The 26,909-nt window shown below is 52.8% G+C and carries 28 protein-coding genes and 2 tRNA genes; 16 read left to right on the forward strand and 14 right to left on the reverse strand.

What is annotated here, in order from left to right; translation table 11 throughout:
* Positions 1 to 21: 21 nt before the first annotated feature.
* The gene (locus tag I2123_RS15825) at positions 22 to 555 is read right to left on the reverse strand and encodes a YmfL family putative regulatory protein (protein ID WP_274611811.1); all 534 of its coding nucleotides are present in this window, start codon (positions 553 to 555) and stop codon (positions 22 to 24) included.
* A gap of 19 nt (positions 556 to 574) precedes the next feature.
* Entirely contained in the window at positions 575 to 811 is a 237-nt protein-coding gene (locus tag I2123_RS15830) for a transcriptional regulator (RefSeq protein ID WP_213050982.1), read from the reverse strand.
* Positions 812 to 919: 108 nt separating this feature from the next.
* Between I2123_RS15830 and I2123_RS15835 the strand changes: the two genes are divergently transcribed.
* From I2123_RS15835 to I2123_RS15885, 11 genes are all read left to right on the forward strand, one after another.
* Positions 920 to 1,516: a helix-turn-helix domain-containing protein gene (locus I2123_RS15835; protein ID WP_213050983.1), complete on the forward strand. Its 597-nt coding sequence runs from the start codon at positions 920 to 922 to the stop codon at positions 1,514 to 1,516.
* 838 nt (positions 1,517 to 2,354) lie between these two features.
* Positions 2,355 to 3,275 (forward strand): recombination-associated protein RdgC, encoded by a 921-nt coding sequence (rdgC, locus tag I2123_RS15840; RefSeq protein WP_274611812.1) that lies wholly within the window; start codon positions 2,355 to 2,357, stop codon positions 3,273 to 3,275.
* A 150-nt stretch (positions 3,276 to 3,425) separates the two neighbouring features.
* Entirely contained in the window at positions 3,426 to 3,755 is a 330-nt protein-coding gene (locus I2123_RS15845; protein ID WP_244879842.1) for a hypothetical protein, read from the forward strand.
* A 4-nt stretch (positions 3,756 to 3,759) separates the two neighbouring features.
* Positions 3,760 to 4,278, forward strand: a complete 519-nt coding sequence (locus I2123_RS15850; RefSeq protein WP_213050984.1) for an HD family hydrolase — start codon at positions 3,760 to 3,762, stop codon at positions 4,276 to 4,278.
* Positions 4,279 to 4,290: 12 nt separating this feature from the next.
* A complete protein-coding gene (locus tag I2123_RS15855) occupies positions 4,291 to 4,710 on the forward strand; it encodes an HNH endonuclease (protein ID WP_213050985.1) in 420 nt (139 codons plus the stop codon).
* Positions 4,707 to 5,288, forward strand: coding sequence for a hypothetical protein (locus I2123_RS15860; protein ID WP_213050986.1), 582 nt, complete (start codon positions 4,707 to 4,709; stop codon positions 5,286 to 5,288). Before I2123_RS15855 ends, I2123_RS15860 begins: the two co-directional genes overlap by 4 nt.
* Entirely contained in the window at positions 5,285 to 5,623 is a 339-nt protein-coding gene (locus I2123_RS15865; protein WP_213050987.1) for a hypothetical protein, read from the forward strand. The genes I2123_RS15860 and I2123_RS15865 overlap by 4 nt, the downstream gene beginning before the upstream one ends.
* On the forward strand, positions 5,620 to 6,372 hold the full coding sequence (locus I2123_RS15870; protein ID WP_213050988.1) for a hypothetical protein: 753 nt from the start codon (positions 5,620 to 5,622) through the stop codon (positions 6,370 to 6,372). Before I2123_RS15865 ends, I2123_RS15870 begins: the two co-directional genes overlap by 4 nt.
* Positions 6,372 to 6,665: a hypothetical protein gene (locus tag I2123_RS15875; protein ID WP_213052593.1), complete on the forward strand. Its 294-nt coding sequence runs from the start codon at positions 6,372 to 6,374 to the stop codon at positions 6,663 to 6,665. Before I2123_RS15870 ends, I2123_RS15875 begins: the two co-directional genes overlap by 1 nt.
* 45 nt (positions 6,666 to 6,710) lie before the next feature.
* Positions 6,711 to 6,974, forward strand: coding sequence for an excisionase (locus I2123_RS15880; RefSeq protein ID WP_136374859.1), 264 nt, complete (start codon positions 6,711 to 6,713; stop codon positions 6,972 to 6,974).
* A complete protein-coding gene (locus I2123_RS15885) occupies positions 6,949 to 8,088 on the forward strand; it encodes a phage integrase Arm DNA-binding domain-containing protein (protein ID WP_213050989.1) in 1,140 nt (379 codons plus the stop codon). Before I2123_RS15880 ends, I2123_RS15885 begins: the two co-directional genes overlap by 26 nt.
* 114 nt (positions 8,089 to 8,202) lie before the next feature.
* On the opposite strand, the gene I2123_RS15890 is transcribed toward I2123_RS15885, so the two are convergent.
* The 4 genes from I2123_RS15890 to I2123_RS15905 form a co-directional block, all read right to left on the reverse strand.
* The gene (locus I2123_RS15890; RefSeq protein ID WP_213050990.1) at positions 8,203 to 8,760 is read right to left on the reverse strand and encodes a TorD/DmsD family molecular chaperone; all 558 of its coding nucleotides are present in this window, start codon (positions 8,758 to 8,760) and stop codon (positions 8,203 to 8,205) included.
* A 60-nt stretch (positions 8,761 to 8,820) separates the two neighbouring features.
* Positions 8,821 to 9,561: a phosphatase gene (locus I2123_RS15895; RefSeq protein WP_213050991.1), complete on the reverse strand. Its 741-nt coding sequence runs from the start codon at positions 9,559 to 9,561 to the stop codon at positions 8,821 to 8,823.
* Positions 9,562 to 9,627: 66 nt separating this feature from the next.
* Positions 9,628 to 10,569, reverse strand: coding sequence for a glyoxylate/hydroxypyruvate reductase GhrA (gene ghrA, locus I2123_RS15900; protein ID WP_112164445.1), 942 nt, complete (start codon positions 10,567 to 10,569; stop codon positions 9,628 to 9,630).
* Positions 10,570 to 10,694: 125 nt separating this feature from the next.
* Complete coding sequence (locus I2123_RS15905) at positions 10,695 to 12,176, reverse strand: peptide MFS transporter (protein ID WP_213050992.1); 1,482 nt, start codon at positions 12,174 to 12,176, stop codon at positions 10,695 to 10,697.
* Between the two features lie 395 nt (positions 12,177 to 12,571).
* On the opposite strand from I2123_RS15905, the gene I2123_RS15910 reads away from it, so the two are divergent.
* Positions 12,572 to 12,661 (forward strand) — tRNA-Ser (locus tag I2123_RS15910).
* Between the two features lie 61 nt (positions 12,662 to 12,722).
* Here I2123_RS15910 and I2123_RS15915 read toward each other — a convergent pair.
* The 3 genes from I2123_RS15915 to I2123_RS15925 are packed head-to-tail and all read right to left on the reverse strand — an operon-like array spanning position 12,723 to position 15,774.
* Complete coding sequence (locus I2123_RS15915) at positions 12,723 to 13,025, reverse strand: PTS sugar transporter subunit IIB (protein ID WP_112164447.1); 303 nt, start codon at positions 13,023 to 13,025, stop codon at positions 12,723 to 12,725.
* Positions 13,026 to 13,037: 12 nt separating this feature from the next.
* A complete protein-coding gene (locus tag I2123_RS15920; protein WP_244879843.1) occupies positions 13,038 to 14,342 on the reverse strand; it encodes a PTS sugar transporter subunit IIC in 1,305 nt (434 codons plus the stop codon).
* 13 nt (positions 14,343 to 14,355) lie between these two features.
* Entirely contained in the window at positions 14,356 to 15,774 is a 1,419-nt protein-coding gene (locus tag I2123_RS15925) for a glycoside hydrolase family 1 protein (protein WP_213050993.1), read from the reverse strand.
* Between the two features lie 383 nt (positions 15,775 to 16,157).
* Here I2123_RS15925 and I2123_RS15930 point away from each other — a divergent pair.
* Positions 16,158 to 16,247, forward strand: a tRNA-Ser gene (locus I2123_RS15930).
* 89 nt (positions 16,248 to 16,336) lie between these two features.
* Here the strand turns inward: I2123_RS15930 and astE are convergent.
* The 5 genes from astE to I2123_RS15955 are packed head-to-tail and all read right to left on the reverse strand — an operon-like array spanning position 16,337 to position 22,487.
* Positions 16,337 to 17,317, reverse strand: coding sequence for a succinylglutamate desuccinylase (gene astE / locus I2123_RS15935; protein WP_213050994.1), 981 nt, complete (start codon positions 17,315 to 17,317; stop codon positions 16,337 to 16,339).
* 18 nt (positions 17,318 to 17,335) lie between these two features.
* Positions 17,336 to 18,679: an N-succinylarginine dihydrolase gene (gene astB, locus I2123_RS15940; RefSeq protein WP_213050995.1), complete on the reverse strand. Its 1,344-nt coding sequence runs from the start codon at positions 18,677 to 18,679 to the stop codon at positions 17,336 to 17,338.
* 10 nt (positions 18,680 to 18,689) lie between these two features.
* The gene (gene astD, locus I2123_RS15945) at positions 18,690 to 20,168 is read right to left on the reverse strand and encodes a succinylglutamate-semialdehyde dehydrogenase (RefSeq protein WP_112164452.1); all 1,479 of its coding nucleotides are present in this window, start codon (positions 20,166 to 20,168) and stop codon (positions 18,690 to 18,692) included.
* Positions 20,165 to 21,238, reverse strand: a complete 1,074-nt coding sequence (gene astA, locus I2123_RS15950; protein WP_213050996.1) for an arginine N-succinyltransferase — start codon at positions 21,236 to 21,238, stop codon at positions 20,165 to 20,167. The genes astD and astA overlap by 4 nt, the downstream gene beginning before the upstream one ends.
* Before the next feature lie 28 nt (positions 21,239 to 21,266).
* Positions 21,267 to 22,487, reverse strand: a complete 1,221-nt coding sequence (locus I2123_RS15955) for an aspartate aminotransferase family protein (protein WP_112164511.1) — start codon at positions 22,485 to 22,487, stop codon at positions 21,267 to 21,269.
* Positions 22,488 to 23,263: 776 nt separating this feature from the next.
* Here I2123_RS15955 and I2123_RS15960 point away from each other — a divergent pair.
* The 3 genes from I2123_RS15960 to I2123_RS15970 all read left to right on the forward strand — a co-directional run bounded on the left by I2123_RS15960 (position 23,264) and on the right by I2123_RS15970 (position 26,908).
* Positions 23,264 to 24,250 (forward strand): autoinducer 2 ABC transporter substrate-binding protein, encoded by a 987-nt coding sequence (locus I2123_RS15960; protein WP_112164454.1) that lies wholly within the window; start codon positions 23,264 to 23,266, stop codon positions 24,248 to 24,250.
* Between the two features lie 158 nt (positions 24,251 to 24,408).
* A complete protein-coding gene (locus I2123_RS15965) occupies positions 24,409 to 25,926 on the forward strand; it encodes a sugar ABC transporter ATP-binding protein (RefSeq protein WP_213050997.1) in 1,518 nt (505 codons plus the stop codon).
* Positions 25,919 to 26,908, forward strand: a complete 990-nt coding sequence (locus tag I2123_RS15970; RefSeq protein ID WP_112164456.1) for an ABC transporter permease — start codon at positions 25,919 to 25,921, stop codon at positions 26,906 to 26,908. The genes I2123_RS15965 and I2123_RS15970 overlap by 8 nt, the downstream gene beginning before the upstream one ends.
* The last annotated feature ends 1 nt before the right edge of the window (position 26,909 follow it).

A 26,909-nucleotide genomic window follows, 5' to 3' on the forward strand; every position in this document is an offset into this window, starting at 1 on the left:
CGGCTTTTATGAGTAAACTGTTCATGCGTTAATTACTCCACACTGTTTAGTTGATGCGACCGACGCCCCGAGCTGCACACTTGGGGCGTCACCATTTCCGGCTTTACTTCTTTTGCTGAACAGCGCCAAAACAGCCCGAACCTCTGCATCACGCGCCGCCAGGTGGCGTGAGTTGAGCCTCATGATTTGCTTCGCTTCCTGCGCATCAATAAATCCATCTTCCAGCGCTTCCTGCATGAACATATCCACCTGCCCGCGATGTGCCGCAGTGCGCATGCTTTTGCTGAACAGCTCCACCTGGTCGAGTTCGTCCAATTGCGGGATGTCCACATACAGACCGCCGCGACGCTGTGCAAAGTGCTCAGCCAGGCAACTGGTGCCACTGATGTCTTCCATGGCTTCCAGCTCTGCAACCTCGAAGAAGCGACAGCCGTTCTTTTCGTACAGGTTGTTGTTGAACTGCGTTTCAGTCATGCCCAAAGCGCCAGCCATGGCAGAACGACCACCGGGGAATGCTTTGCACATCGCTTTAACTGTTGATTTCAGGTCTACCATTTCGTTTTTCCTTCGGTAGTTATGCTAAGGCTGCGGATGAGTTAGGCTTTGCTGCGTCTGGTCGCTCGAGTGAACCCAGTATTTCTGCGTGAGAAATCTGGCCGTTGGTTGCAACTGTGAGAGCTGAAATGTAGCGAGAGCTAATCTCTGCACCGTTGAGCCACTTACTTACTGTTGATTGACCTACGCCAATTCGGCGAGCCAATTCAGACTGAGAGCCAGTGATGCTGATTGCTTTTTCAATGACATGGTTCATTTGGTTATTCCCTCCATCATAATTATGCTCAATTATGCTTTAGGGAATAAAAATAAGCAAGTCGGTAGAGACTTTGACAGGATATGCGCGTGGGAATAACTTTTGGGTATGAAAACACTATCTGAACGACTGGCGAAAGCCATGGCCGATACCGGATTTGACAGTCAGACCCGGCTCGCTCGAGCTGCAGGGGTTGAACAGTCTGTTATTTCAAAGATCATTGCGGGGGCCAGCAAAACTTCAAAACACAGTAGCAAGTTAGCTGCTGCGATGGGCATTAGTGCTGATTGGCTGATCAATGGCGCTGGAACAATGCAAGGCGGTATTGATAGCCCTTTACAACGCATTGATGTTTCTAAGTTAGTCAAAGTCTTCGATGAAAAAGGTGATACCGGCGAAGCAATTACATGGATTTCTGAAGTTCCTGAACACTATCGCGCATATATCATGAAGAGAAACACTGGCATAGCTCAAGCGCCAGCAGGCACCGTTGTAGTCGTTAACCCTAACCGAAGCCCTTCCACTAACGATCTCGTCGTCACGTTAATCTCAGGCAATTTATCGGTTTTCAGATATCACTTATCAGGTGACGGCGGCGGTTTCTTATCGGTTGATGACACACGTATCCCTGTAACTCCAGTTCGTTCGGAATCAGATATTGTCGGACCCGTAGAACAGATCTTCATTCCTGCATTAAGCAAGTGAACCACCCGAGAATCAGGCACAGGAGAGCCCTTAAACTCTCCTGGACCAACTCTTACAAGCCACGTTCCCATATCCAAATACCTCGCAGCATCAAAACCTTTTGATGATAGTTGCCGCCAAAACAACTGTATATAACCACAGTATAAGCACGAATCCTCCTTCACTGCAAAAAATTGTCACACTCCCGCGCCGCCAACAAATCACCCAAAGAATATTTTTAATTATTCCTTATTGACTATATTTATTCCCTAAAGCATACTTTAATCATCAACAGCACAACGATAAGAGCACTGGTTGTTGAAAGTCTCACTAACCGTCAACTTCTGAACCACAGAATCAGTGCTCTTAACGTTGTGGTGAATGCGCAGGCTGATGCGCTAGGGAGCATAACTCGTCCAAACGCTCCGTGATACCGGACGAGATACCGGAGGTAGTTCAGTGCCGGCCGCCGCAACCGCGAGTTGATCCAGCGCGTTATCTGGTCAGTGAGCTGCCTGCACTCTCATGGCAGTGACAGCTGGGAAAGACGCGCAAGTCCAGACGATATCTGAGTGACTTAAAAAACAGATGGGAGCCAGTGGAAGCCTGGCACACAACAGGTAAGAGCATTGCACCGGATATGTGGCATAGCAGCCCCTGATGCAAGTTACCGGCAAGGTAGTCAGGTCGAAAAACCGCACTCATGCCAAGCTGCGCAAGGTGGTCAAATGCAGTGCTCTTTCCGTTGTGGCTTTAAGCATCCTGGTGACGGTCGGGTTCCCTACCCGATTGCTGGTTCAACTCCAGCCGCCACACACCTATTTTGCCCTGTGCAGGGGCGTCAACGGGAGTAATAAACGTGAAAGAACTTTGGTTTAAAAGCCTCCAGATTTACCGCATGAGCCGCGATATCGCGCTCGATGCAGCGGAAATGCAACGTCAGATGGCTCAGTTCGTTTTCTCGCCGTGCGGCAGCCAGGACATGGCGAAAACCGGCTGGGTTTCCCCGATGGGTAAGTTCGGTACCGAAAAGCTGGTTCACGCAGCTGGTCACCAACTGCTGATCTGTGCGAAGCGCGAAGAAAAAATCCTTCCGGCGCCGGTGATTAAGCAGGAACTGGCTGAAAAAGTTGAGCAGCTTCAAAACGAGCAGCACCGCAAGCTGAAGAAGACCGAGAAAGATTCGCTGAAAGATGAGGTGTTGCACAGTCTGATGCCACGCGCGTTCAGTCGCTTCACCCAAACCTTCATGTGGATTGACCTGGATAATCGCCTGATCATGGTCGCCGCGGTCAGCGCCAAGAAAGCAGAAAACATGCTGGCACTCCTGCGTAAAAGCCTCGGTTCGCTCCCGGTGGTGCCGTTGACGATGGAAACACCGATCGAACTTACCCTGACAGAATGGGTGCGCAGCGGCCAGACCCCAGCGGGATTCGCCCTGCAGGATGAAGCTGAGCTGAAAGCCATTCTGGAAGAAGGCGGCACTATCCGCTGTAAGAAACAGGCATTGGTCAGCGACGAGATCAGCAGTCATATCGAAAACGGTAAGCTGGTCACTCAGGTCTCGATGGATTGGCAGGAACGTGTCAGCTTCCAGATCAACGATGCCTTCACGCTGAAAAAATTGAAACCGAGCGACACGCTGGCCGATCAGAACGACGATATCGACCGCGAAGATTTTGCCGCGCGCTTTGATGCCGATTTCATTCTGGTCACCAGTGAATATTCAGCGCTGATATCGAACCTTATTTCCGCTCTGGGCGGCGAAGCCCAAAGATAATTTAAAACCTTCTGATTTTAATTAATTGCCATCACTGGCAAGGGATTCGTTCACGCCGAAATCAGCAAAGGGGTATTTCATGAAAACTGATATCGCTTTTTATCTGATCCTCAGCGTGGTTATGGCAATCACTTATTTAGGTATGCAGCCATGAAGAAATCACGGCCAGTTGGCACCCTAGATACGATGACCGGTCACTCTATTTTGCACAAAGATCAACCGGACGGCGTGAAAGCGTACTGGGACGGAAAGCAGGTTACATGCCGCTGCCCGGCCTACGACTTCCCCCACCGGTTTAGCGGCGGAAACTGCAACGGCTATCACATGGCTAAAAACTGTTTCGACAACCGGATCAGCTGCATGAACTGCAACTGTCTCCACTCTGGCGGGTGTGATGTGGTTAACGAGACCGAAAGCCCGGCTGAATGCCTGTATGTGCTGGACTTCTGCGCAGATTATCAAATCAATTTACCGAGGTAATTTTATGACCTGGTTAACCACCTTTTCCGGCCAGCATCTGGATTTCTCAAATCCTAATCTGCTGGCGTTCAATATCGGCGACATCGCACAGGGGCTCTCACATGAATGCCGCTTTGCCGGGCAGATTGCTGACTTCTACAGCGTGGCTCAGCACTCTGTTCTGTGCAGCATGATTGTTGAACCGCAATACCAGCGCGAGGCCTTATTGCACGACGCCACTGAGGCATACATGAAGGACATCCCAGCCCCGCTGAAACGCATGCTGCCTGACTATGCCCGCGTCGAGCGCCAGATTGATTCCCTGATCCGCGAGAAGTACGAACTGCCGCGGGAGATGAGCGCCATCGTCAAAACAGCTGACCTGATCATGCTGGCGACCGAACGCCGGGATCTGGAAGTCGATGCCGATAATTTTTGGCCGATTCTGGAAGGCATCATGCCGACCGACATTCTTATCACACCTCTCAACCCAGTACAGGCCAGAGCTTTGTTTATGCGCCGCTGGGAAGAGCTGATGTTCTGATCTGGGGGAATGATGAAACTCAGCAAGGTTCAGCGGGAAGAATTGCGGGGCATGTTCTGCGGTCGGTGTGCTTATTGCGGCTGTGAGTTGCCGGAAAAAGGATGGCACGCAGACCACGTCCAGGCAGCATTCAGAAAATGGGAGTTTGGCGAACGTCGCGCAGACGGCACGCGAAAAGTTATTTACAGCGGTGAGCACTGGAAGCCTGAAAACGATGTGCAGGAGAATCTTTTTCCAGCATGCGCGCCGTGCAACTTATTCAAATCGACTTTTAGCCTGGAAGATTTCAGGGAGAATATCGCCGCACAAGCGGACAGAGCACGACAGTACAGCGTCAATTTTCGCACCGCAGAGAGGTTCGGTCAGGTGCAGGTGACAGCCTCCCCTATCGTTTTCTGGTTTGAAAAATACAGTGAAGGAGCTACCTCATGACTGATACAACCAAACAAAGCATCGCCAACGGAGCGCTCCTCACTCCTGAAACTTTCGAAGAGTTCAAGCAGCGCCTTCATTATGACTGCCGCGGGGATGGTGTTCGTGACCATTGCACCGCCAATGCTGTATTTGAAGTGCGTGAGAAAGTAATGGTCACCGGAATGGACTCTGAACACGGTGAGAAGCTGGTCTACGACAATCAGGGTGACTTCATACATTGGCTTAGCCCACAGGAATATTGGGATGATCTGGATGATGAGGAGCGTGACGAGCTTGATATCCACGCTCGCAATTTTATGGATGATCCTGACATCGCATTCTCCGAGCTTCCAGAAGGCGAACAATGGGATGTTCTCGAAGACCTGCCGTGCCTCGATGTGGGTTATTACGTATGGCAGTGGAAGCACGTGAACTCACATCTGACCCGCGCCGCAGCTGAGGCCTTCATTAAACGCAAACAGCACGACTACGGCGAACTTCAGGTATACGTCGAGTCTTCTTACTTCGGATGGGAGTTGAACGAAATCCGTGACGCCATTCTCGATGGCCGCCTGGTACTGAAGGAGGTTGTATGACTGAGACAATTCAAGCGCCAGCAGCAGACCTGTCTGATGCACTGGACTTTGACCTTTTCGAGGGTAATTTCGGCGAACCGGGCGACAGTTGCTTATCAAATAAAATTGTCACTGGCCGCGGCGTTTACTCCTGCCATATCTGCGCCGGTGACATCCAGAAAGGCGAAGTCCATTTGTCAGCGGCCTATCGCTTCTCTGGTGAACTTCATTCTTATCGTGTGTGTAACGCCTGCTGTATCGCGATGGTTGCCAGCGTAACCAGTGATTACGAAGACGAGGATCCAGTACACGAACGCTATGCCCTGGGCGAAGAACGCCGTAAGGAATCCGTATGACTGACAAAACTGATATTGCAGCACTGATGCGCGATATGCGGGACCTTGCTGATCGGATTGTCGAATGCCAGGGTGAAAACTCAGACGGTGAAGAAATAACTCGCCTGTATGACCAATCAGATACCACCTTCAAGGCTCAAAATATTTTACTGGTGTTGAACGCATTAGAAGCGGAACGCCAGCTGCGAGAGACGGCTGATAGATCGGCGGCGGCAGAGCGTCTATTGCGGAAAGCTTCTGACAAAGCATTCAATGAGCAACTTGATCGCGCAGAGGCGGCAGAGAAAGAGCGTGATGATCTGAAATCTGCCCACGGCAACATGGTTAGCCGATGCGCATTACTGCGCCAGCGAACTGACTTACCGGTTGATAGGGTCCCCGCCTACAACGCACTGGTTAAAGCCCAGGAAGAAATCGCAGCGATGAAAGCCCAGCTGGCTAATCCCGTGGTGCTTCCAGCCGGTTACTCCACCCGCAACGGACATCCATTCCACGAAGGTGAGCGGAACGTCATGATCCCGAATAAACACGGCGACTGGCTTTCCCGTTTCGATGTTGAACATGCACTTCGTGTTGCTGGTTTTAAAGTTCAGTGCGGGGAAACCACCCAGCAAAAGCCGGTCATCAGCAAAGAAAAACTCTGTGACTGGTTAGAAGATAATTTTGATATCGATGATAGCCAGCGCGACGCATTCGCTCAGTGTTTTGCTCATCACTGCAACTGCATCGTTAAAAAGGAAAACGAATAATGAAAAATTTAACCAACGAACGTCTGAAGGAAATTATCGCGCATCGCTCCCCTTCTCTGCGTTGGGGAGAGGCTGAAGCCATGGCAAGCGAACTTTTGGTTTTGCGACCGTGTGAAGTGGCCGCGGTTACTGCTGAATCCGCGCCAGCATATCTTCTGGGTTTAATGGAACAGGTTAAAGCCTGCAACACCCCGGAAGAACTCAGAGAACTGAGGAGCCGGGTTAACCTGTCTGATCTGAATACAGCGATCGGTTCTATCGACCAGGCTATCGAAAAACTTTCAAATCTGTAAGCCGGTGTGCAGCCGGCTATAACTAAACGTGTGGAGATAAAGCGTATGGGCCAACTCGTACCTTTGATGGAATGGGCATCCAGTCCGAAAGGGTTTAAATATCCACCAGCACCAGCAACACTTCACCGGTATGCGAAAACCGGACAGATCATCCCTGCCCCGATTAAACAAGGCAGTAAGTGGATAGTCGATGAAGACGCGAAGTATGTTGGTGTCATTGCAAAAGCGGAGATCCCGAGTCACCTTTCCGCTTCTGTCAGAGCTTTACTGGAGAAAACGATTAATGGCAGCCAGACCCCGCACACATAAAGTCAACATCCCAAACCTGTACTGCAAATTAGACCGCAGGACGAGCAAGGTTTACTGGCAGTATCGCCATCCGATAACCGGTAAATTTATTGGTTTTGGTACTGACGGGGATACTGCCAGAGAGGCGGCGATGGCCGCGAACGCTATGATCACCGAGCAGCAATCGAAACAGATTAATTTCCTGATTGATATGACCGTAAAAAATGCCACCAACAAAGATGCCGGAATAAGAGTTTCAGACTGGGTGGAAAAATATTTGGCGCTCCAAAGTGAACGCGTTGAGCATGGTGAAATAAAGAAATCGACGTTTAGAGTCAAAAAAATATGTGTGCTTGTTTTATCTAAAAAGCTTCCGAATGTCAGGCTCAAAAATGTTGATACAAAGTCTTTAGCGGCCATTATGGATGAATATAAAGCTGAGGGGAAAACACGTACAGCGCAAATGCTGCGGTCTCATTGGAGTGACCTTTTCAAAGAGGCGCAACATTCTGGGGAGGTTGAACCGGGATTTAATCCTGCTATGGCAACGCGGATGCCGAGATCGAAAGTAACCCGTGCGCGTCTTAGCCTTTTGGAATGGAAGGAAGTTTATAAAGCCGCTGGCAGCCTTCAGCCATATTTTCAGAATGCAATGCTTCTTGCTTTGATCACCGGGCAGCGGCGTGGCGACATCTGCAATATGAAATTTTCCGACGTGTGGGATGGGCATTTGCATATTACCCAGCAAAAAACAGGAAGCCGGCTTGCACTCCCATTAACGTTATTTTTGCCTGAGATAAATATGTCTCTGGGTGATGTAATAAAAAGATGCCGGGACCAGGTTCTCAGCAAATATCTTCTACATCATAACCGCGGGCAAGGCTCTGCAACAGCGGGTGACAGGATTGAGGATAAATCTTTAAGCCGTTCATTCAAGGAGGCGCGGGATCTGGCAGGAATTAAATTTGATAAAGACTCAACTCCCCCTTCGTTTCATGAGCAGCGGTCTCTCGCAGAAAGATTGTATAGTGCCCACGGAGTAGATACGCAGACATTGCTGGGACATAAGAGTGCTTCCATGACTGAAAAGTATCATGACGACCGCGGCGCAGACTGGATCACCCTGGCGGTTTGAAAGAGTAATAAGGCTGTATTTGATACTCCCCTAATAAGAATTTATTATTCCAGTTTTGGGGGAGTATTTTGGAGGGATTTTGGGGAAGGAATTTATAAAAACAAAATCAATAGGTTACGGCTTCGCGATATGCTCTTCCAGTTCGTCACGCATCGCCTGCAAGGCTTCACGGCTGATTTCAGACAGCGTGCGGTAGAAACCGCTGGTCGCATGAGCTTCTACTTTGCCGAGGAATTTGCCGCACCACGGAAACAGGAATTCATCGAACAGCGTAATTTGTGCCGTGACTTCATCTTCCGTTGACTGGTCTTCCAGCCATGATGCGGCCAGCAGCATCGCGCCGAAATGGTCAGCAGGTCCGTCGCCCAGCGGCATTCCGCGCTGTTGCAGGAAAGTCCGCACGTCCATTTCATTCGCGCCTTCGACATAATCACTGCGAAAAGGCGAAACAGCGCATTCGGAACCGACAAACAGATGATTAAATTCAGCGGCCAGCGTTTCCGGGTTAGCGCTTTCCTGCAAACGGATCAACAACGCGCTTTGCTCCAGCGGCCAGTGCTCACGCAGCTTACCGTCCTGAATCAGGCCAAAAAGCGGAACCAGTAAGGGATCCTGCGGCTGGCGGTAAAACAACGTGCCGAGAACGCGGCAAACAATCGAAAATTCATTCATAACAGTAACCTGATCAGACGATGTAAAGGGTCAAACCCCTGCGAATTGGCGGCGACAATGTCACAGTTCGCTGAGTTCTGCAATTGGCGCGCGGCCACGCTTCTCAAGAAAATCAAGGAAACGGCGCGGGCTGACGTTCAGAATGCGGTCTTCAGGGAAATCAATCTCCTGCAAAATACGTTCGCAGTGCTCAAATCCGCCCAGCGAATAGGCGATATGCGAATCTGATCCCAGCGCCAGCCAGCCACCTGCCTCTTTAACTGCCAGCGCAATCGCGCGACAGTTAGGCTCACTGCCTTTACGTGAGTGAATAAACGAGGAATTATTCAACTCCAGCGCCACGTCATATTTTGCCGCCGCGGCAGCCACGGCGGGAATATCAATCGGATATTTCGGGTTGCCGGGATGGGAAATAATATGCACCTCGCCGCCCGCCATCGCGGCAATCATTGCGGCGGTATGGGTTTCTTTGTCGACCGGTTGCATCACCGGCTCATGGAAACCGGCAATGATCACGTCGATTTCATCAAGCATCGGGCCGGTGCAGTCAATGTCGCCGTTGATATTTTTGATGTTCGATTCGATACCGCGCAAGATGCCTACCCCGTTCACCAGACGTGGCCAGACGCGCATATTCATAAAGTGCCAGTAATGCGGCGCATCAGCCATATCCGGGCCGTGGTCGGTAATGGCAAACAGCTTAATGCCCTTTTCGACTGCTTCATCAATGTAATCATGCAGCGTGCTGTAAGCATGCGTGCTGGCGACGGTGTGCATATGTAAATCGACCGGGTACGGCATGTGCTCTCCTTGAGAATGTTACGCTGCAGCGCAATGGCCTCAGCTTTAATAATGTTAGCAGATGAGTCAGTAACCTCGTTCAAGATCGACACGCCCTGCCGGTTCACGCCCCGCCTCCATCGCCAGAATATTCCTGACAATGCTGTCCATCGCTTCTTCCGGCAGTGTATCTGCCGCCACGTGCGGCGTAATGCTTACGCGCGGATGCGACCAGAACGGATGCATGGCCGGTAACGGTTCTTCGACGAAAACATCAAGCTGGGCGGCGGCAATTTGCCCGCTGTCCAGCGCGCGCAGTAAATCGCCTTCCACCAGATGACTGCCCCGACCGAGGTTAATCAGGTACGCATTATGCGACAGGAATGTGAACAGTTGATGATTGAGCGTCCCGGCGGTGTGCGGCGTATTGGGCAAAAGGTTAATCAATACTTTGCAGTCGGTTGCGAATGCGGCTAACTGATCGTCACCGTAAAAACTGTGCACACCCTCGATGGATTTCGGGCTACGGCTCCAGCTGCGCACGGAAAATTGCATTCCCACCAGCGCCTCGGCCACCCTGCTGCCGAGTACGCCCGCGCCGAGAATACCGATGGTGAAATCACTGCGGGAATGCGGCGTAAGCGGACGCCACTGCTTTTGCTGCTGGAACAGCTGGTATTCATCCATGCGGCGGAAATAGCGCAACACGCTGGCCACCGCATATTCCTGCATTTGCAGCGCCATGCCAGTGTCTTCAAGGCGGATCAGCGGCACTCCTGCGGGCAGTGTGCCGGGCTGACGCTGTTCCTGCGTGAGAATGGCATCGACGCCTGCCCCCAGCGCAAAAATGCCCTTAAGTTCTTTACGCGACGCCAGCATCGCATGCGGCGGACGCCAGACCAGTGCGTAGTCGGCGGGCTGATGGTCGGCGGCGTTCCAGGCACGGACATTGGCCTGCGGCAGTCTTTTTGTTATTCCATCAATCCAGAGTTTTGCATCAAATGTAGGGTGGTAGAAAATTATGTTCATCTTTGTGACCTCCGTTGTCCTGATAGATTTCCCTGAATATCATCAGGATGCAACCCTGAGGCTGAAAAAAGAACAGGCCCCGAAATTCGGAGCCTGTGAGATGAGAAATTGAGGTGAGAAATAACTCAGGCAGCAGCGGGTTCGCGGCTGATCATTTTGCGTAACAGCGGGATCAACACCAGCAGAACGACGCCGGTGGCGACAGAGCCCCAGCCCAGCGCGTTGAACACCTGGCTGTAGCCCGGATTGGTCAGTACCGGTGTGCTGCCAGCGTTCTGTGGCATCAGCCCGGAGATGTAACTCGCCAGCACCGAGGCTACGCCGGTGACCATCATCCAGCAGCCCATCATCACGCCCTGATAGCGGGCCGGAGCGAGTTTGCCTATCATCGCGTAGCCGATCGGTGAAATCAGCAGCTCGCCGATACTTTGCAGCAGATAGCTGATGGCAATCCATTTGAACGCCACCAGCCCGTCGCCGCCCGCCAGATGGATACCCAGCGGCAGCACCAGCATTCCCAGCCCCATGCAAAACAGGGAGGCGGAGAATTGTGTCGGAATATCAATGTTCCAGCCGCGCTGACGCAGGTTTTTAAACCACAACGCCATCAGCGGGCCGCCGATGACAATCACCACGGTATTAATATTTTGAATCCACTGCGGCGCAACGCGGATGCCGTAAACGTTCAGATTAATATTGTGTTCGGAAAAGAGCATCAGGCCCATCGGTGCCAGCTGATACAGCGTCCAGAACACCAGTGAACCCAGTGCCAGCAGCAGATAGGCTTTCATGCGGCGGCGTTCGTCACCATCGCGATGACGGAACGTTACCATCGCCATCAGCGCGAAGATAATCACGCCCAGCACCACGACGAAGTAGCTGCTGAACTCGGCGTGGGTCAGCAGAATGCGGATAACCGGCACCAGCACCACCAGAATAGCGATGCCGATGGCCATGCGGCGCAGCATCTGGCTGCGGCTGGCCTCTTTAAGGGGCGTGCTGATATCGGCCAGAATCGACCAGCGAGAAAGCGTCACGACAATCGCCGCCACGTTACCCAGCGTGGCAAACAGGAACAGCGCGCGATAGTTTTCGCTGAGCTGGAAATATCCGGCGACAGCAAACCCGATAAAGAAGCCGAGATTCATCCCGGCATAGTTCCACAGGAAGGCCGATTCGCGGCGGTCATCGTCCGGCGCAAAGCGCTGCGTCAGCATCATGTTCAGACAGGTGACGTTCAGCCCGCTGCCGGTGAGGAACATCGCCAGCCCCCAGTACAGGCCGGTGACGCCTTCCAGCGCAATCAGTGCGCAACCGAAGACCTGTAACACCATTCCCAGCACGAACAGATTCCGATTGCTCAGATAACGTCCGCCGAGGTAGCCGCCGAACATGTGCAGGCCGTAGTTGAATGCCCCGAAGACGCCCATAATAGCGTTGGCGTTGTCTTCGCTAAAACCGAGTTTTTTGGTGGCATACAGCACCAGCGTGGAATACAGCACCGCGAAGCCAAGCGTCGCGAATGTCTGAACGAAGAATAACGTGCCCGCACCGGCGGGGATCGCCGTACGGTGATGCGACGTGGTCGCGTTATTTGGCTGACTCAAGAATGACCCCTGTCGTGATATGTGAAATTAACGCTGCTTCGTCTGGTGACTTTTACGGTTCTATTAGGAAGCAATTTTTCAAAGGGCACTGTTATACCTCCGCCAATGCTGTTTTTCACAACATATGTTGCTATTTGTGAGTAACAAAAAGTGTTTGCGGGTAAATTGCGCTTTTATGCAGCCTGGCTAATTATTTATTCACTTTAATTAGCGCAGCTAATGACCTTGTGGAACAGTTTCCGTTTGCTCAGGCTTAAAGCATTATTTGTTCTGTAAATCATCAGATTGCTCTAAGTTTGGCTAATCGGCACGGATCCTGCAAAAGAGTGTTGACGATGGGCCCGCTTTTCCCTACATTAGCGCCGGTCAGCAGTACTGCGGTGCAGCTGATAGCTGGAGAGGTGTCTGAGTGGCTGAAGGAGCACGCCTGGAAAGTGTGTATATGAGCAATCGTATCGAGGGTTCGAACCCCTCTCTCTCCACCACATTATAAGTGAAAGGCCCGGATGAAAATCCGGGCCTTTTTCTTTTGTGTTTTTTACCCGCCTATCCCTTAAGCGCGATGGCCTGCGCCAATACCGCCGTCCCGTTCATTCGCCCGTAACTCAGCATATCAATCGCCGCGACCGGTCTGGTGCCCTGCGTTACCGTCTCCACACGCGCTTTGAGATACGCCACCTGCGGCCCAAGCAAAATCACATCCGCCTTCGGCCACTCTTCATTTAGCCTGACATCCGGGATCGCCCAAATTTCCGCTTCAATATTTTGCTCTTTAGCCGCCGCCGTCATTTTTCCCATCAGCATGCTGGTCGACATACCGGCATTACACACCAGTAAAATTTTGATCATAGTTACGTCCTTTTAAGAGTGAGCCGTCTGCGCGACGCGTTCGGCAAATTTGAGAAATGGCAGATAAAACATCACGGTCAGCGCGATCAGTACTGCCTGCAAAACGGCGGCACGCCAGTCGCCGCCGGTGGCAAGAAAGCCGGAAATCAGCGGCGGCGTGGTCCACGGGATTTGCACGGTGACATGATTGATCCAGCCCCACGCGGTGGCGTAATACGCAATGGTCAGGCTGAAGACGGGCGCTAAGACAAAAGGAACGATCAGCGCCGGATTGAACACAATCGGCAGTCCAAAGATAATCGGTTCGCTGATATTGAACAGGCACGGCGCAGTGGCCATTTTGGCGATATCGCGGTAATCCTTCTTACGGCTGAAAATGAAAATGGCGATCAGCAAACCGACAGTGTTCCCCGAACCGCCCATCACGCCAAAGGTGTCTTTAAACGCCATACAGATGATGTTAGGAATGTCCTGATGCTGCGCGAATGCCAGCGTGTTTTCCTGCATAGTGTTCAGCAGGAAGGGATCCAGTACTGCCCCTGATATCACGCCCTGATGGATGCCCACCGAGAAGAAAAGATTGGCGACGGTAGTGATAAACAGAAAGCCCGGCAGGCTGGTCGTAACGGATTTCAGCGGCTGCTGAATCATCGTTGCGATCAGCGTGTTGACGTCCATACCGCTCAGCGATTTGATGGCAAATGACCCGACGGCAAAGCACATCATCGTCAGCATCACCGGGATCAGCGTGTTGAACGAATTAATGACTGCAGGGGGGATCGCCCCGCCGCTGATATTCACCTGCAAACGCTGGTTGCCCGCCAGACGAATAAACAGTGAGGTAACCATCAGCCCGGTCAGAATGCCGACGAACATTCCGGCAGATCCGGTTGAGGCGAAGCTGATGCCGCCGGTAACTTCCACCGGCAGCTGCGAATCGAGCGCGGTGAGATGAAGGGTTTGCGGCATAAAAATCACCACGACAGCCACCGATAACAGCACTGGCGCAATCGCATTTTGATAGTTTTTATTTTGACAAAGGTGATACGCCCCGGCGGCCGCAATCAGAATCGAAATAAAATTCAGTGAGCCATTAACGACAGAATCCCCGATGGCCTGTATATCGCTCAGATGCAGCGGAGTTATCAGACCGGACAATATTCCGTCCGGTTTTAATAATGTGTTATTGAGCAACACCATTAATCCCGCCAGCACAAAAAAAGGCATCAGCGAGGCAAAGGCGTCGCGCAACGAACGCAAATGTACCTGACCGCCAATATGCTGAGCGACCATAACGGCTTTATCCATCAGTTTCATGTTTATTTCCCTGTCAAAATTCGGTGTAAAATCCGTCGAATTCAAATCCATTTTCATCACTGAGTTTTTTGTAGAACTCACCGCTTAATTTAACCGTACGCTCTTGGGAATTCAGGTCTAATGCCACTAATCCGTAGCGGTTTTTATAGGCATTGATCCACGACCAGCAATCAATAAACGTCCACAAATGATAACCGTTGATATTACACCCTTCGCCAATGGCCTGATGCACATACGCCAGATGATTTTTAATATAGCCGATGCGATATATGTCCTGAACCTGCCCGTTTTGCATAAAACGTTCTTCATCCGCCACGCCCATGCCGTTCTCGGAAATAAAAGCGTCGATGTTGCCGTAGTTATCACGAATATCGATACACAGGTCATAAATCCCTTTCTCGTAAATCTCCCAGCCACGATGGGGATTAAATCGGCGTCCCGGCATGACATAACTTTCGAAAAACCATTCAGGCATAAACGGCGATTGTGGATCCTCGGCAGCGGTGCGTGCTTTCACCCGCCGGGGTTCGTAATAATTCAGGCCAAGGATCTGGACGGTGTTGTCGCGAATAACCGCCAAATCCTCCGGCGTATAAACCGGTAAATGTCCGTACTGCTTCAGGATGTCTGTCAGTTTTTGAGGGAATGTCCCTTTCACTGACGGATCGAGGAAACTGCGGTTATAAAACAGATCGGCATATTCAGCAGCCTGTTTATCAAAGCCATTTTCACTGCGCGGATAAGTCGGGCTCAGATTAAGGATGATGCCGATTTTGCTGCCAAGACCGTGGCGTTTAAACACTTCAATGGCTCTGGCACTCGCGAGGACGGTATTAAAAGCCACCTGCACGCCGCGTTTAAAATCCACCACATTCGGATAATGGAAATCTTCCATATACCCGCCGAGCACCGGCCCCAGCGGTTCATTGAAGGTAAACCAGTGGAAGACCAGATCGCCAAAAGCAGCAAAGCAGGTGTCAGCGAAACGCACGTAGGCATCGACAACCTCGCGGCTTTCCCATCCGCCCTTTTGCATCATGCGTTCAGGCATATCGAAGTGGAAGAGATTGGCGAAAGGCTTAATGCCGCTGGCATTCATCTGGTTAAGCATATCGCGGTAAAACGCGATCCCCTCCTGGCTGACGTCGCCATCCCCCTCGGGGAAGAGCCGTGCCCATGAAATGGAAAGCCGGAAAGAATTATGCCCGGTCTCTTTCATGAGCTGAATATCTTGCGGATAGCGGTGGAAGAAATCCGTAGCGGTTTCGGTGTTCACTCCCCGGTAAAAACGATTGGGTTCTTTATCCCATGACATATCCCATTGCGTACGTCCTTTACCGGTATTTCCTTTGCCCTCTGCCTGCTCTGCTGACCAGGCACTTCCCCACCAGAATCCTTCAGGGAATTTAAGAAATTTTTTATCGTGATGCATCGCGCGGTCCTTTTATGGCAATGACTGCCGGTTATTTTTATCAATTCCATTTTTGAACAGCGCCAGCATAAAATTAAATATTGAGGAATAAAGACTTGGTTTATTGTTTAGTTTTTTTCTGTGAGCCATTTCCAGTTTCACCTTTAAGCTGCTATTTAAATTCAGGCATCACGCCTACTCTCTGTGAAATATTCAGCCCGCCGTCAAATCATCGCTTTTAAATATGAACATACCGAGATTTATACAACCAAAGTATAATTGAGGCCGCCCACCTCTGAGCAGTCTGTGAGCAACCGGCGCAAAACGTCGAAATTCTGCTTGACCCTTTTCGGCAGTCTCCCTATAGTAGCGCCCCGTTGCAACGTTCGCGATGTAACGAAAACGGTGAGGTGTCTGAGTGGCTGAAGGAGCACGCCTGGAAAGTGTGTATACGAGAAATCGTATCGAGGGTTCGAACCCCTCTCTCACCGCCAAATTATAGAAAAAGGGTCCTGATGAAAATCAGGACCCTTTTTCTTTTTCCGTTCAAAAACCCGATGAGCCAGATGTAACTGCTCAGAAATTACATTTTCGTCAGCATCAGTCCGGCCCTGAGTCCCATCGCCACGTTCTGGTTCGGGAACAGCACCACTTCTTCCTCCGCCTCCACCCGATAGGTTTTGCCCCTTTCCTGCGCAATCACAAACCCTTTCTTGAAAGCGGTGAAATTCAGGGCATCGCCGGGAACGAACAGCTGAAAATCCTCTTTGGAGCGGATCACGTCCTGCACTACGCGGTAATGTAACAGGGGAGAATCGGCTTCACGCTCAGGCAACGTTTCGCCGCTGACCAGTGTTTCCAGCGCACGCCGCACGCCGCTAAACTGCGCGTGATCGTTGCTGCCAAACGGTGAGGCTTTACCGAGTTCGAGCGTGCAACTGTCGGCCTGAAATACCTCACTGCTGAAATGAGTAAAGGTTCCGCCGGGCGAACGGTGATGCACCAGCGCGTCCAGCCCGGCGGCGTCCAGCCATTCGAGCATCACTTTGCCCTGCTGGCGTGGCTGAAACGGCAGCAGACCGAAACGCACGTGTTGAGATCCACGGATAGCGGTGTGCAAATCATAGTGGAAGCGCTGCGTCGCGCCGGCAGCCGAAGCGCTGCGGTAAAACAGCGCCATCACCTGCTCCAGTTCCTGCGCACGGCGGGTTTCATCATTCGGCTTGTAACGGGCATGGCGGCCACCGAACATGCGGTTCATGTCGGCCTCAACATACCGTTGGTTGATGCGCATCGACGGCGGATTCCCCAGCAGCACCAGCAGCCGGACAGTCAGCGGACGCGCGCCAGACAACAGATCGTCAACCAGCTGGTTTAGCAGCTCTATCGGCGCCGTTTCATTGCCGTGAACACCGGCGGAAATAACCACTGCCGTTTCACAGGGCTGACGCGGCGACAGCTCAAGAATGCCTTCACCGCGCCACTGCCAGTCCAGCGTTTCCGTTTGCCCGCAAGGCTCGGCAACCGGATCGCCGGAAAGTGTCATCGCCAGTAAATCAAACATGGTTCACTCCTTTGAAGCTCAGCGCTGGAACGGATAAATCGGACCGAGACCGAGAATATTGGTCAGCTCGTCGAGCGCGGTACGCACTTCGGTGAGCAATTGCGGATCGGCCAGATCTTTCGCCTGCATGCGGTCGCGGTAGTGTTTATCCACCCAGTTGTTGAGACTGATAAACTGCGTATCGCTCATCAGCGAACCGACGTTGACCGCATTCAGTTCGTTACGGTTTAACGCCACGCGCAGGCGCAAACACGCCGGGCCGCCGCCGTTGCGCATACTTTCGCGCAGATCAAACACTTCAATCTGATTGACTGGGCCACCGCTTTCCACCAGCGCCGACAAATACGCCCAGACGCCGAAGTGCTGACGGGATTCTTCCGGTACCACCAGCAACATTTTACCGTCGGATTTGGTCAGCAACTGGCTGTTAAACAGATAAGTCGCCACGGCATCATCGAGAGAGACGCTGGCCTGCGGCACTTCTATTGGCTGGAAATCCAGTTCAAGCGCCGCCATTTTGCGGCGGATTTCATCAAGTGCAGTGGCGGAATTCACAAACGCCTGCTGATGATGGAACAACACATTGCCGTTGCTGACCGAAATGACGTCATTGTGGAATACGCCGCTGTCGATGGCCTGCGGGTTTTGCTGAATAAACACCGTACGCTTTTCGTCGAGCTGGTGCAGACGCGCAACGGCATCGCTGGCTAAACGGGTCTGACGCGCCGGATACCGCACCGGTTCATTATCACCGGTCACCAGCCCGTCGCGGCCATAGACAAACACCTGCACGCCGGGCTTATCGTATTCCCCGCACAGCCGGTTATGGTTAGCAGCGCCTTCATCACCCAGCGCTCCCACCTGCGGCAACGCCGCGTGGTGGGCAAAATAGCGATCCGCATGAAACGTCGCGCGCAAAATCGCTGAAGTTGTATCGGCTTCAATGGCGCGATGAAATTTATTATTCAGGTTAGCGACGGTGAAATGCACGCGCCCGTCCGCACTGTCGGCGGAAGGCGACACCGTGGCAGCATTCGCCACCCACATGGATGACGCTGAACTCAGCGACGACAGCAAACGCGGGGAATAAGCCTGCGCTTTTGTCAGCACTTCGCGGTCGCTGCCGCCAAAACCCATCTGCCTTAAGGTGCTGAGATGTGGGCGTTCGTGCGGTGGCAAAATGCCCTGCGCAAACCCCAAATCCGCCAGCGCTTTCATTTTCAGCAGGCCCTGCTTCGCTGCCAGACGCGGGTTCGCCACCGCATTCTGGTTTTTAGTCGAGGCTTCGTTGCCAAACGACAGCCCCGCATAATGGTGCGTCGGCCCGACCAGTCCGTCGAAATTTGCTTCACATCCAGACATGCCTGTCTCCTCAGGTTGTGCGGAAATCAATACCCGGCGACAGCGTCGCGGGGAGTTCCAGCTTGTCTGTTTCCAGCGAGGCCATCGGCCACGCACAGTAATCCGCCGCGTAATACGCGCTCGGACGATGATTGCCCGACGCACCGATGCCACCAAATGGCGCATTGCTCGAGGCGCCGGTCAGCGGTTTGTTCCAGTTCACAATGCCCGCCCGTGCTTCCAATAATAGCTGCTCAAACTGAACCCGCTCAGCGGAAATCAGGCCGGTCGCCAACCCGAAGCGGGTCTGATTGGCCAGAGCGATGGCGCTGTCAAAGTCGCTGTAGCGATAAATACTCAGCAGCGGTCCGAAATACTCTTCATCAGGAACGCCTGCCACGCCGGTAAGATCGATAATCCCCGGCGTCAGCACGGTGTTAAGGGGATCCGGGCGGGTCATTAACAGCAGCGGTTTACCGCCCAGCGCCATCAGGCTGTCCTGTGCTTTCAACATGTTGCGAGCCGCCGCGTCAGAAATCACGCCGCCGATAAAAGGCTGCGGTTCGTCATTCCAGCCGCCGGTGCGGATCTGCATCGTGACATCCAGCAAACGTGCGATAAATGCATCGCCCGCCGCGCCCTCTCTGACCAGCAAACGACGCGCACAGGTGCAGCGCTGTCCCGCAGAAATAAATGCCGACTGAATGGTCAGGTTCACCGCAGCATCAATGTCTTCCACCGGCTCGACGATCAGTGCATTGTTCCCGCCCATCTCCAGCGCCAGAATTTTTTCCGGCTGACCGGCCAGCTGGCGATGCAGCTGGTAGCCAGTGCCTGCGCTGCCGGTAAACAGCAGGCCATCAATAGCCGCACAGGCCGCCAGCGCTTCGCCGGTCGCGCGTCCGCCCTGCACCAGATTCAGCACGCCTTCCGGCAAACCGGCCTGCTCCCACAGTTTCACGGTTTCTTCAGCCGTTTTCGGCGTCAGTTCGCTCGGTTTGAAAACGATCGTATTGCCTGCCAGTAATGCCGGAACAATGTGGCCGTTCGGCAGATGGCCGGGGAAGTTATACGGGCCGAATACCGCCAGCACGCCGTGCGGACGATGGCGCAGCACCGCTTCACCATCGGGCATTGCGGTGTGTTTTTCACCGGTACGGTGCTGATTGGCTTCCAGTGAAATCGCCACTTTGCCAATCATCGCCTGAATTTCTGTCAGTGTTTCCCAGCGTGGTTTGCTGGTTTCCTGGCTGATGACCTCTGCCAGCCGGGCCTTATGTTCGGTGAGTAATTCGGCGAAACGGGTAATGACTTCCGCGCGTTCGGCCACGGTTTTGCGCGCCCAGACAGGAAATGCTGTACGGGCGGCGAGGCAGGCCATATCGACATCTTCCGCATTGGCGCTGAGCGCGGACCACAGCATTGTGTTATCCGCCGGATTGGTTTTGTTCAGCTGCGCGCCCTGTCCGCTACGCCACTGGCCCTGAATAAAGAGTGCGGGTTGCATCATGCGAGTGTTTCCTTTTTAAGAGATTGCGGAGCGGGATTGGGATCCTTGCCGGGAAAGAGCGCCACGGCACGCAGGTTATCGCCTTCGCGCAGGCCAAGAATTTCAGCCTCGGCGGCGCTGAGCGTCAGAGATTCTGGCGTTTCTCCGCCGGTAATCAGTAACGCGCGGAAATTCTGGTACTGTTCGTTCGCCACCAGATACAACGGCTCGTCGGCCCCTTCACTGTGCTCTGCGAGCCGGACCGGCATCAGGCGGCTCTCTTTGACGGCGCGCAGCTGATCAATTTCGCCCTCCAGCGTCGGACCCGCGTCGAAAATATCTACATATCCTTGATAACTCAGACCTTCGCCCTCCAGCACCGCGCGCGCTGGTGCGGTTTGCGGATGCACTTCGCCAATCACCGCCCTGGCGTCGTGACTAAGCAGTTCGGTGTACAGCGGATGTTTGGGCATCAGTTCGGCAATAAAGGATTTCTGTCCCATCCCGGTCAGCCGGTCGGCTTCGGCGAATTCCATCCCAAAGAAATGCCGTCCGACGCTGTCCCAGAACGGTGAGTGACCGGTGTCATCAGACACGCCGCGCATTTCGGCGATCACCTTGCGGGAGAAGTATTGGCGGAACGCCGCCAGAAACAGAAAACGGACTTTCGCCAGCAACTGACCGTTTTTGCCGTTGCGATAATCATTGTCGAGAAAGAGCGTGCAAAGCTCGGTGTAACCGGTGTGATCGTTGCTGAGAAACAGCGTCGGCACCGGCTTGTAAATGTTTAGACTTTTGGACGCGTGCACCAGCGTGCCGAGGCGGAAGTTGTACCAGGGTTCACTCAGGCCGACCGCCACTTCGATGGCGCTGACGCCCACGACTTTCTGCTGCTCCGTGTCTTCGAGCACAAACAGATAGCCCTGATCGGCTTTCTCCAGACTGCCTTCCCAGGTCGCCACAGAACGTTCAATGCGCGCACGCAGATGCACTTCATCCTTGGGCAAAGACGTTAAACCGATGCCGGTTTTGCCTGACAACTGCAGGATATCGGCGAGATCGCCGGGCCGCACAGGTCTAATCAACATCATAATGCTTTACCTCATTCATACAGAGAAATCACACGCACAGGCGTGCAACAGCGCGTTCCAGCCGGTTCAGCCCTTCTTCGATATCTGCGCCCGGAATAATCAGCGATGGCGCGAAACGCAGAACGTTTGGCCCGGCAATCAGGGCGATCAGCCCCTCTTCTGCCGCCAGCGTATTGAGCTGTTTCGCCTGATCTTTATAGCGTTCGCTCATCACTGCGCCGAGTAACAGGCCCTGACCGCGTACCTGACTAAAGACGTGATAACGGTCGTTGATGCGCTTAAGTCCGGCGATAAACCACTCATGACGTTTGCTGACACCAGATAACACCTCTGCCGTGTTGATCATCTCGAACACTTTGCCCGCCACCGCGGTCGCCAGCGGGTTGCCGCCATAGGTCGTGCCGTGAGTACCCGGCTGGAACAGCACGGCGTAACGGTCGGTGGTCAGCATCGCGCCTATCGGGAAACCGCCGCCGAGCGCCTTGGCACTGGTCAAAATATCCGGCACCACGCCATAGTGCTGATAGGCATACAGCTCGCCAGTGCGGCCCACGCCGGTCTGCACTTCATCAAAAATCAGCACGGCCTGATGCTTGTCGCACAGTTCGCGCAAGCCTTGCAGGAATTCGGCGTCTGCAGGCACCACGCCGCCCTCGCCCTGAATGGGCTCGACGATCACCGCGCAGGTGCGGGAGGAAATCTGGCTGGCCACGGCGGCCAGATCGTTAAACGGCAGATGAGTAATGGCCGGTGGCAACGGCGCGAAATCTTCCGAATATTTCGGCTGACCGCCCGCGGTAACGGTAAACAGCGTGCGGCCATGGAAGGCGTTTTTGAAGGCGATGATTTCATTCTTTTCGCCGCCAGCTTTATGGCCATAGAGTCGCGCCAGCTTCAGCGCCGCTTCGTTGGCTTCTGCACCGGAGTTACAGAAAAAGACTTTGTCGGCGAACGTCGCGTCAATCAGTTGCTTCGCCAGGCGCAATACCGGCTCGTTGGTATAACCGTTGCCCAGATGCCAGACCTTATCGGCCTGCTCATGCAGCGTTTTACGAATTTCAGGATGCGCATGTCCCAGCGCGTTCACCGCAATCCCCCCCGCAAAATCCACGTAGTCTTTTCCCGCCTGATCCCATAACCAGGAGCCTTCGCCGCGCACCGGAATAAACGCGGCAGGGGCATATACCGGCACCATCCAGTCATCAAAGTTCTGGCGGCTGACGTTTTGCGGTTGCTGTTGGTGTTCCATATAAACCTCTTTATTGAATGCCAGTGACTGGCTGAATTCAGGGTGCAGGTTTCCGCCCCCCAAACTGGCGGGAATTCTGGTTATTGTTTTGTTATCTAAAAGTTAATGAATAATCTCACTCAGTCTCATCATAGAGTGCAGTCTTCGTGCCAGCAAAGGATAAAAGTGAATAAAACGGGCGAGGGATAGAAAAAACAATCACTTAAAAGCGGCCATTATTCATTTAAATTGCATAAAAAATGAATAAGCAAAAAAATCCCCTTTCGTAGCAACGAGGGGTAGAGAATGAGTATGCAGCGAATTATTTTCATTTCAGCTGACAGATATTGTGCAGGATTGTGATCCGGCGCGTGTCCGCACTCCCGCTTCGTGGTGCAACGCCCGATAACGGTGCGCCTCCGCACTTTTTTGGCGCAATCACGCTCCGTGACCGCCTTCACACTCTGCGTAAATAAAAACCAGCCACTCTGGTTTTCCCGCGCCCGTCGGCCTTCACTTAGCAAACACGATGCATAAATGTTAATAAATTGTTTGTTTATTGTGTGAATGTTATCGGTAACTTCAGCCGACCCTGGTCTTCCCTGCACTTTTTATGGTTTTAAATAACCTAAAATTAACAAATAAAATCACAAAAATTAACATTTTCGGGTGCTGATCACATTTCATTCACGACTGCGCGAAAACGGCTTTCCCGTTAAGTTAATCTCTGAGTGTGGAATAAATAACCACCGCCCGTCCCCTACACCAGAACAGAACATCATAAGAAAGGTACAGACATGAAATTTAACCTCGCATTAGTCAATGCATGTGTGGTTTCAGCATGCATGTTATTCACCACTCCAACGTTCGCCGCCAAGCCTTACGATATCGCCGTGGTCGCGAAAGTGACCGGTATTCCCTGGTTCACCCGCATGGAAGTCGGCGTAAAAGAAGCCGCGCAGAAACTCAATGTCAATGCCTATCAGGTCGGTGGTTCAACGCCGGATCCGGCTCAGCAGGTAAAAGTGATTGAAGACCTGATCGCTAAAAAAGTGGACGCCATTATCGTGGTGCCAAACGACGCCAAAGTATTAGAACCAGTACTGAAAAAAGCCCGTGAACAAGGCATCGTCGTGCTGACCCATGAATCTCCGGACCAACAAATCGGTCAGTGGGATATCGAAACCATTGATAGTCAGAAATATGCTGAAGCCAATATGGATGAGCTGGCCAAAGACATGGGCAGTAAAGGCGGATATGCAATTTACGTCGGTTCACTGACCGTGCCATTGCACAATGCGTGGGCGGATGCGGCTATCAAATATCAGAAACAAAAATATCCGGATATGCATGAAGTCACGTCACGTTTGCCGGTGGCAGAAAATATCGACAAGTCTTACTCCACTACGCTCGATTTGATGAAAACCTATCCTGACCTGAAAGGGATCATCGGATTCGGTTCACTCGGCCCGATCGGTGCGGGTCAGGCAGTTCAGCAGAAACGTGCGAAAAATAAACTCGCCGTCGTCGGTATCGCCATGCCTGCACAGGCTGCGCCATACCTGATGCGTGGTGATATCAAGAAAGTCCTGTTGTGGGATCCGAAAGATGCTGGCTTTGCGCTGGTGAGCGTCGCCGATCAGCTGTTACAGGGTAAAGAAGTGACTAAAGATCTGAGCATTGAAGGGCTGGGTAAAGCCGATGTCGATATGGATAAGCACGTTATCCGCTTTAATAAAATTCTCGAAGTGACGTCTGAAAATGCAAAATCACTTGGTTTCTAAAATAACGATACACGTTTAATTTTTACCGGGAATATTTTTATTCCCAACGCCATCACCAGGCAAATAGGAACAGGTACGGCGTAGTTTGTGGTGCCGTATCTGCTTTTCTATAAGACATATCAAAAATATAAAACAATGAACGCAGAAAGGATAATGTGATGAATGTTCTCACGCCCGCCGTTCCTGCTGAGGCGTTTATCAGCCTCGAGAAAATCAGTAAAAAATTCCCCGGCGTTTTAGCGCTGGATAATGTCAGCCTGACGTTGAATAAAGGCGAAGTGCACTGTCTGGCCGGTCAGAATGGCTGCGGTAAAAGCACCATTATTAAAGTTATTTCCGGCGTCTACCAGCCGGAAAAAGGCGCAAATATTACGCTCGACGGAAAATTATTTCACACATTAACGCCGCAACTTTCTTCTTATTACGGCATTCAGGTTATTTATCAGGATTTGTCTTTATTCCCTAATTTATCGGTCGCCGAAAATATTGCCATTCACCGCTATTTGCCGGGCGGCGATTTTTGGGTACACCGCGAGGCGATGCGCAAAAAAGCGATTGCCGCCATGCAACGGGTCGGCGTCTCTCTCGACCCGGATCGTAAAGTCGAAAAATTATCCATCGCCGACCGCCAGCTGGTGGCCATTTGCCGCGCCATCGCCGCCGACGCCAGTCTGGTTATTATGGATGAACCGACCGCGTCGCTGACCCGTACCGAAGTCAACGGCCTGCTGCGGGTGGTGAATGAGCTGAAGGCCGCGGGCATTTGCGTCGTTTTCGTCAGCCACCGATTGGATGAGGTGATGGAAGTCGCCGACCGCATCAGCGTGATGCGCGATGGCAAACTGGTCGGCACCTATCCGGCCAGCAGTCTCGACAGCAACGAACTGGCGTTCCTGATGACCGGACAGCGTTTCAGCTACAGCCATCTGCCGCACCGCGCACCCGCAGAAGCCACCCCGCTGCTGGAAGTCAGCCATCTCAGCCGCCAGGGCCAGTATCAGGATATCTCTCTGTCACTTCGTCAGGGGGAAATCACCTCGATTATCGGCCTGCTCGGTTCCGGGCGTACCGAACTGTGCCTGAGCCTGTTCGGCATGAGTAAGCCGGACAGTGGGGAAATCCGCGTCAATGGCAAAGTGGTGAAATTTCACAGCAACCGTGACGCTATCCGTCAGGGGATCGCTTATGTGTCCGAAGACCGTCTGACGCAGGGGCTGATCATGGAACAATCCATTTATGACAACACGCTGGTGTCGATTTTCGGCAAGCTGCAAACCCGCACCGGCCTGATGGATCATCGCAAAGCGGCATCGGTGGTCAAAGACCTGATCCGCGACCTCAACATTAAAGTCTCCGACAGTGGTCTGCCGGTGAAAACGCTCTCCGGCGGTAACGCACAACGTATCGCCATCGCCAAATGGGTGGCGACGCAGCCACATATTCTGATCCTTGATTCGCCGACCGTCGGCGTGGATATCGCCAATAAAGAAGGCATCTACCGCATTGCGCGGGATCTGGCGGAATCCGGCATGGCGGTACTGATGATTTGCGATGAAATTCCTGAAGCCTATTACAACAGTCACCGCGTGCTGGTGATGCGCAAAGGTGAACTGGTGGCCGAGTTCGCCCCGCATCAGAGCAGCGAAGCGCAGATTGCGGAGGCGATCAATGGATAACAAAAACCTCTCGAAGTTGATTTCACAACACGAATTCTGGCTGGGACTACTGGTGCTGGCGTTGGTGATTGGCCTGAGCATAAGCACTCAGGAATTCATGACGCTCGGCAACCTGACCGACGTCGCCACCAGTTACGCCATTCTCGGCATTCTGGCCTGTGGCCTGTTTGTGGTGCTGATTGCAGGCGGGATTGATATCTCCTTCCCTGCCGTCACCTCCATCGGGCAGTACGTGATGGCGAGTTACATCATTCACCACGGCGGCAGTTTCCCGCTGGCGTTTGCGATGTCGATGGGCACCGGTTTATTGCTCGGGCTGGTCAACGGTTTTCTGGTCTACTGGCTGCGCGTTCCGGCCATCATCATTACTATCGCCACGCTGAACCTGTTCTACGGTTTGCTGGTATATCTCACCAATGGCACCTGGCTGTACGGATTCCCCGACTGGTTTATGAACGGCATCAGCTGGTTCAAATTTACCGCCGCCGATGGCTACGACTATGGACTTACGCTGCCGCTGCTCAGCCTGCTGGGCGTGATTATCGCCACCGGCGTGCTGATGAACCGTACCCGCGTTGGCCGCCAGATTTACGCGATGGGCAGCAACCGCGACGCCGCCTCGCGCCTCGGCCTGAACATTCTGCGCCTGCATTTTTACGTCTACGGCTTTATGGGATTACTGGCGGGGATCGCCGCCGTGGTTCAGGCGCAAATCACCCAGTCGGTCGCACCGAATTCCCTGCTCGGCTACGAGCTGACGGTGCTGGCCGCGGTGGTTCTTGGCGGCACCAGCATGACCGGCGGACGCGGTTCGCTGACCGGCACCATTCTCGGCGTCATGCTGCTGGCATTTTTGCAAAACGGACTGACGCTGCTGAGTATTTCCTCTTACTGGCATCAGGTTTTCAGCGGCGTGATCATTTTGATCAGCATCAGCAGCACCGCGTGGAACGAAAAACGCAAACTGGCGAAGGGGATGTGAC

Source organism: Rahnella inusitata (genome assembly GCF_018288855.1).
GTDB classification, from domain to species: Bacteria; Pseudomonadota; Gammaproteobacteria; order Enterobacterales; family Enterobacteriaceae; genus Rahnella; species Rahnella inusitata.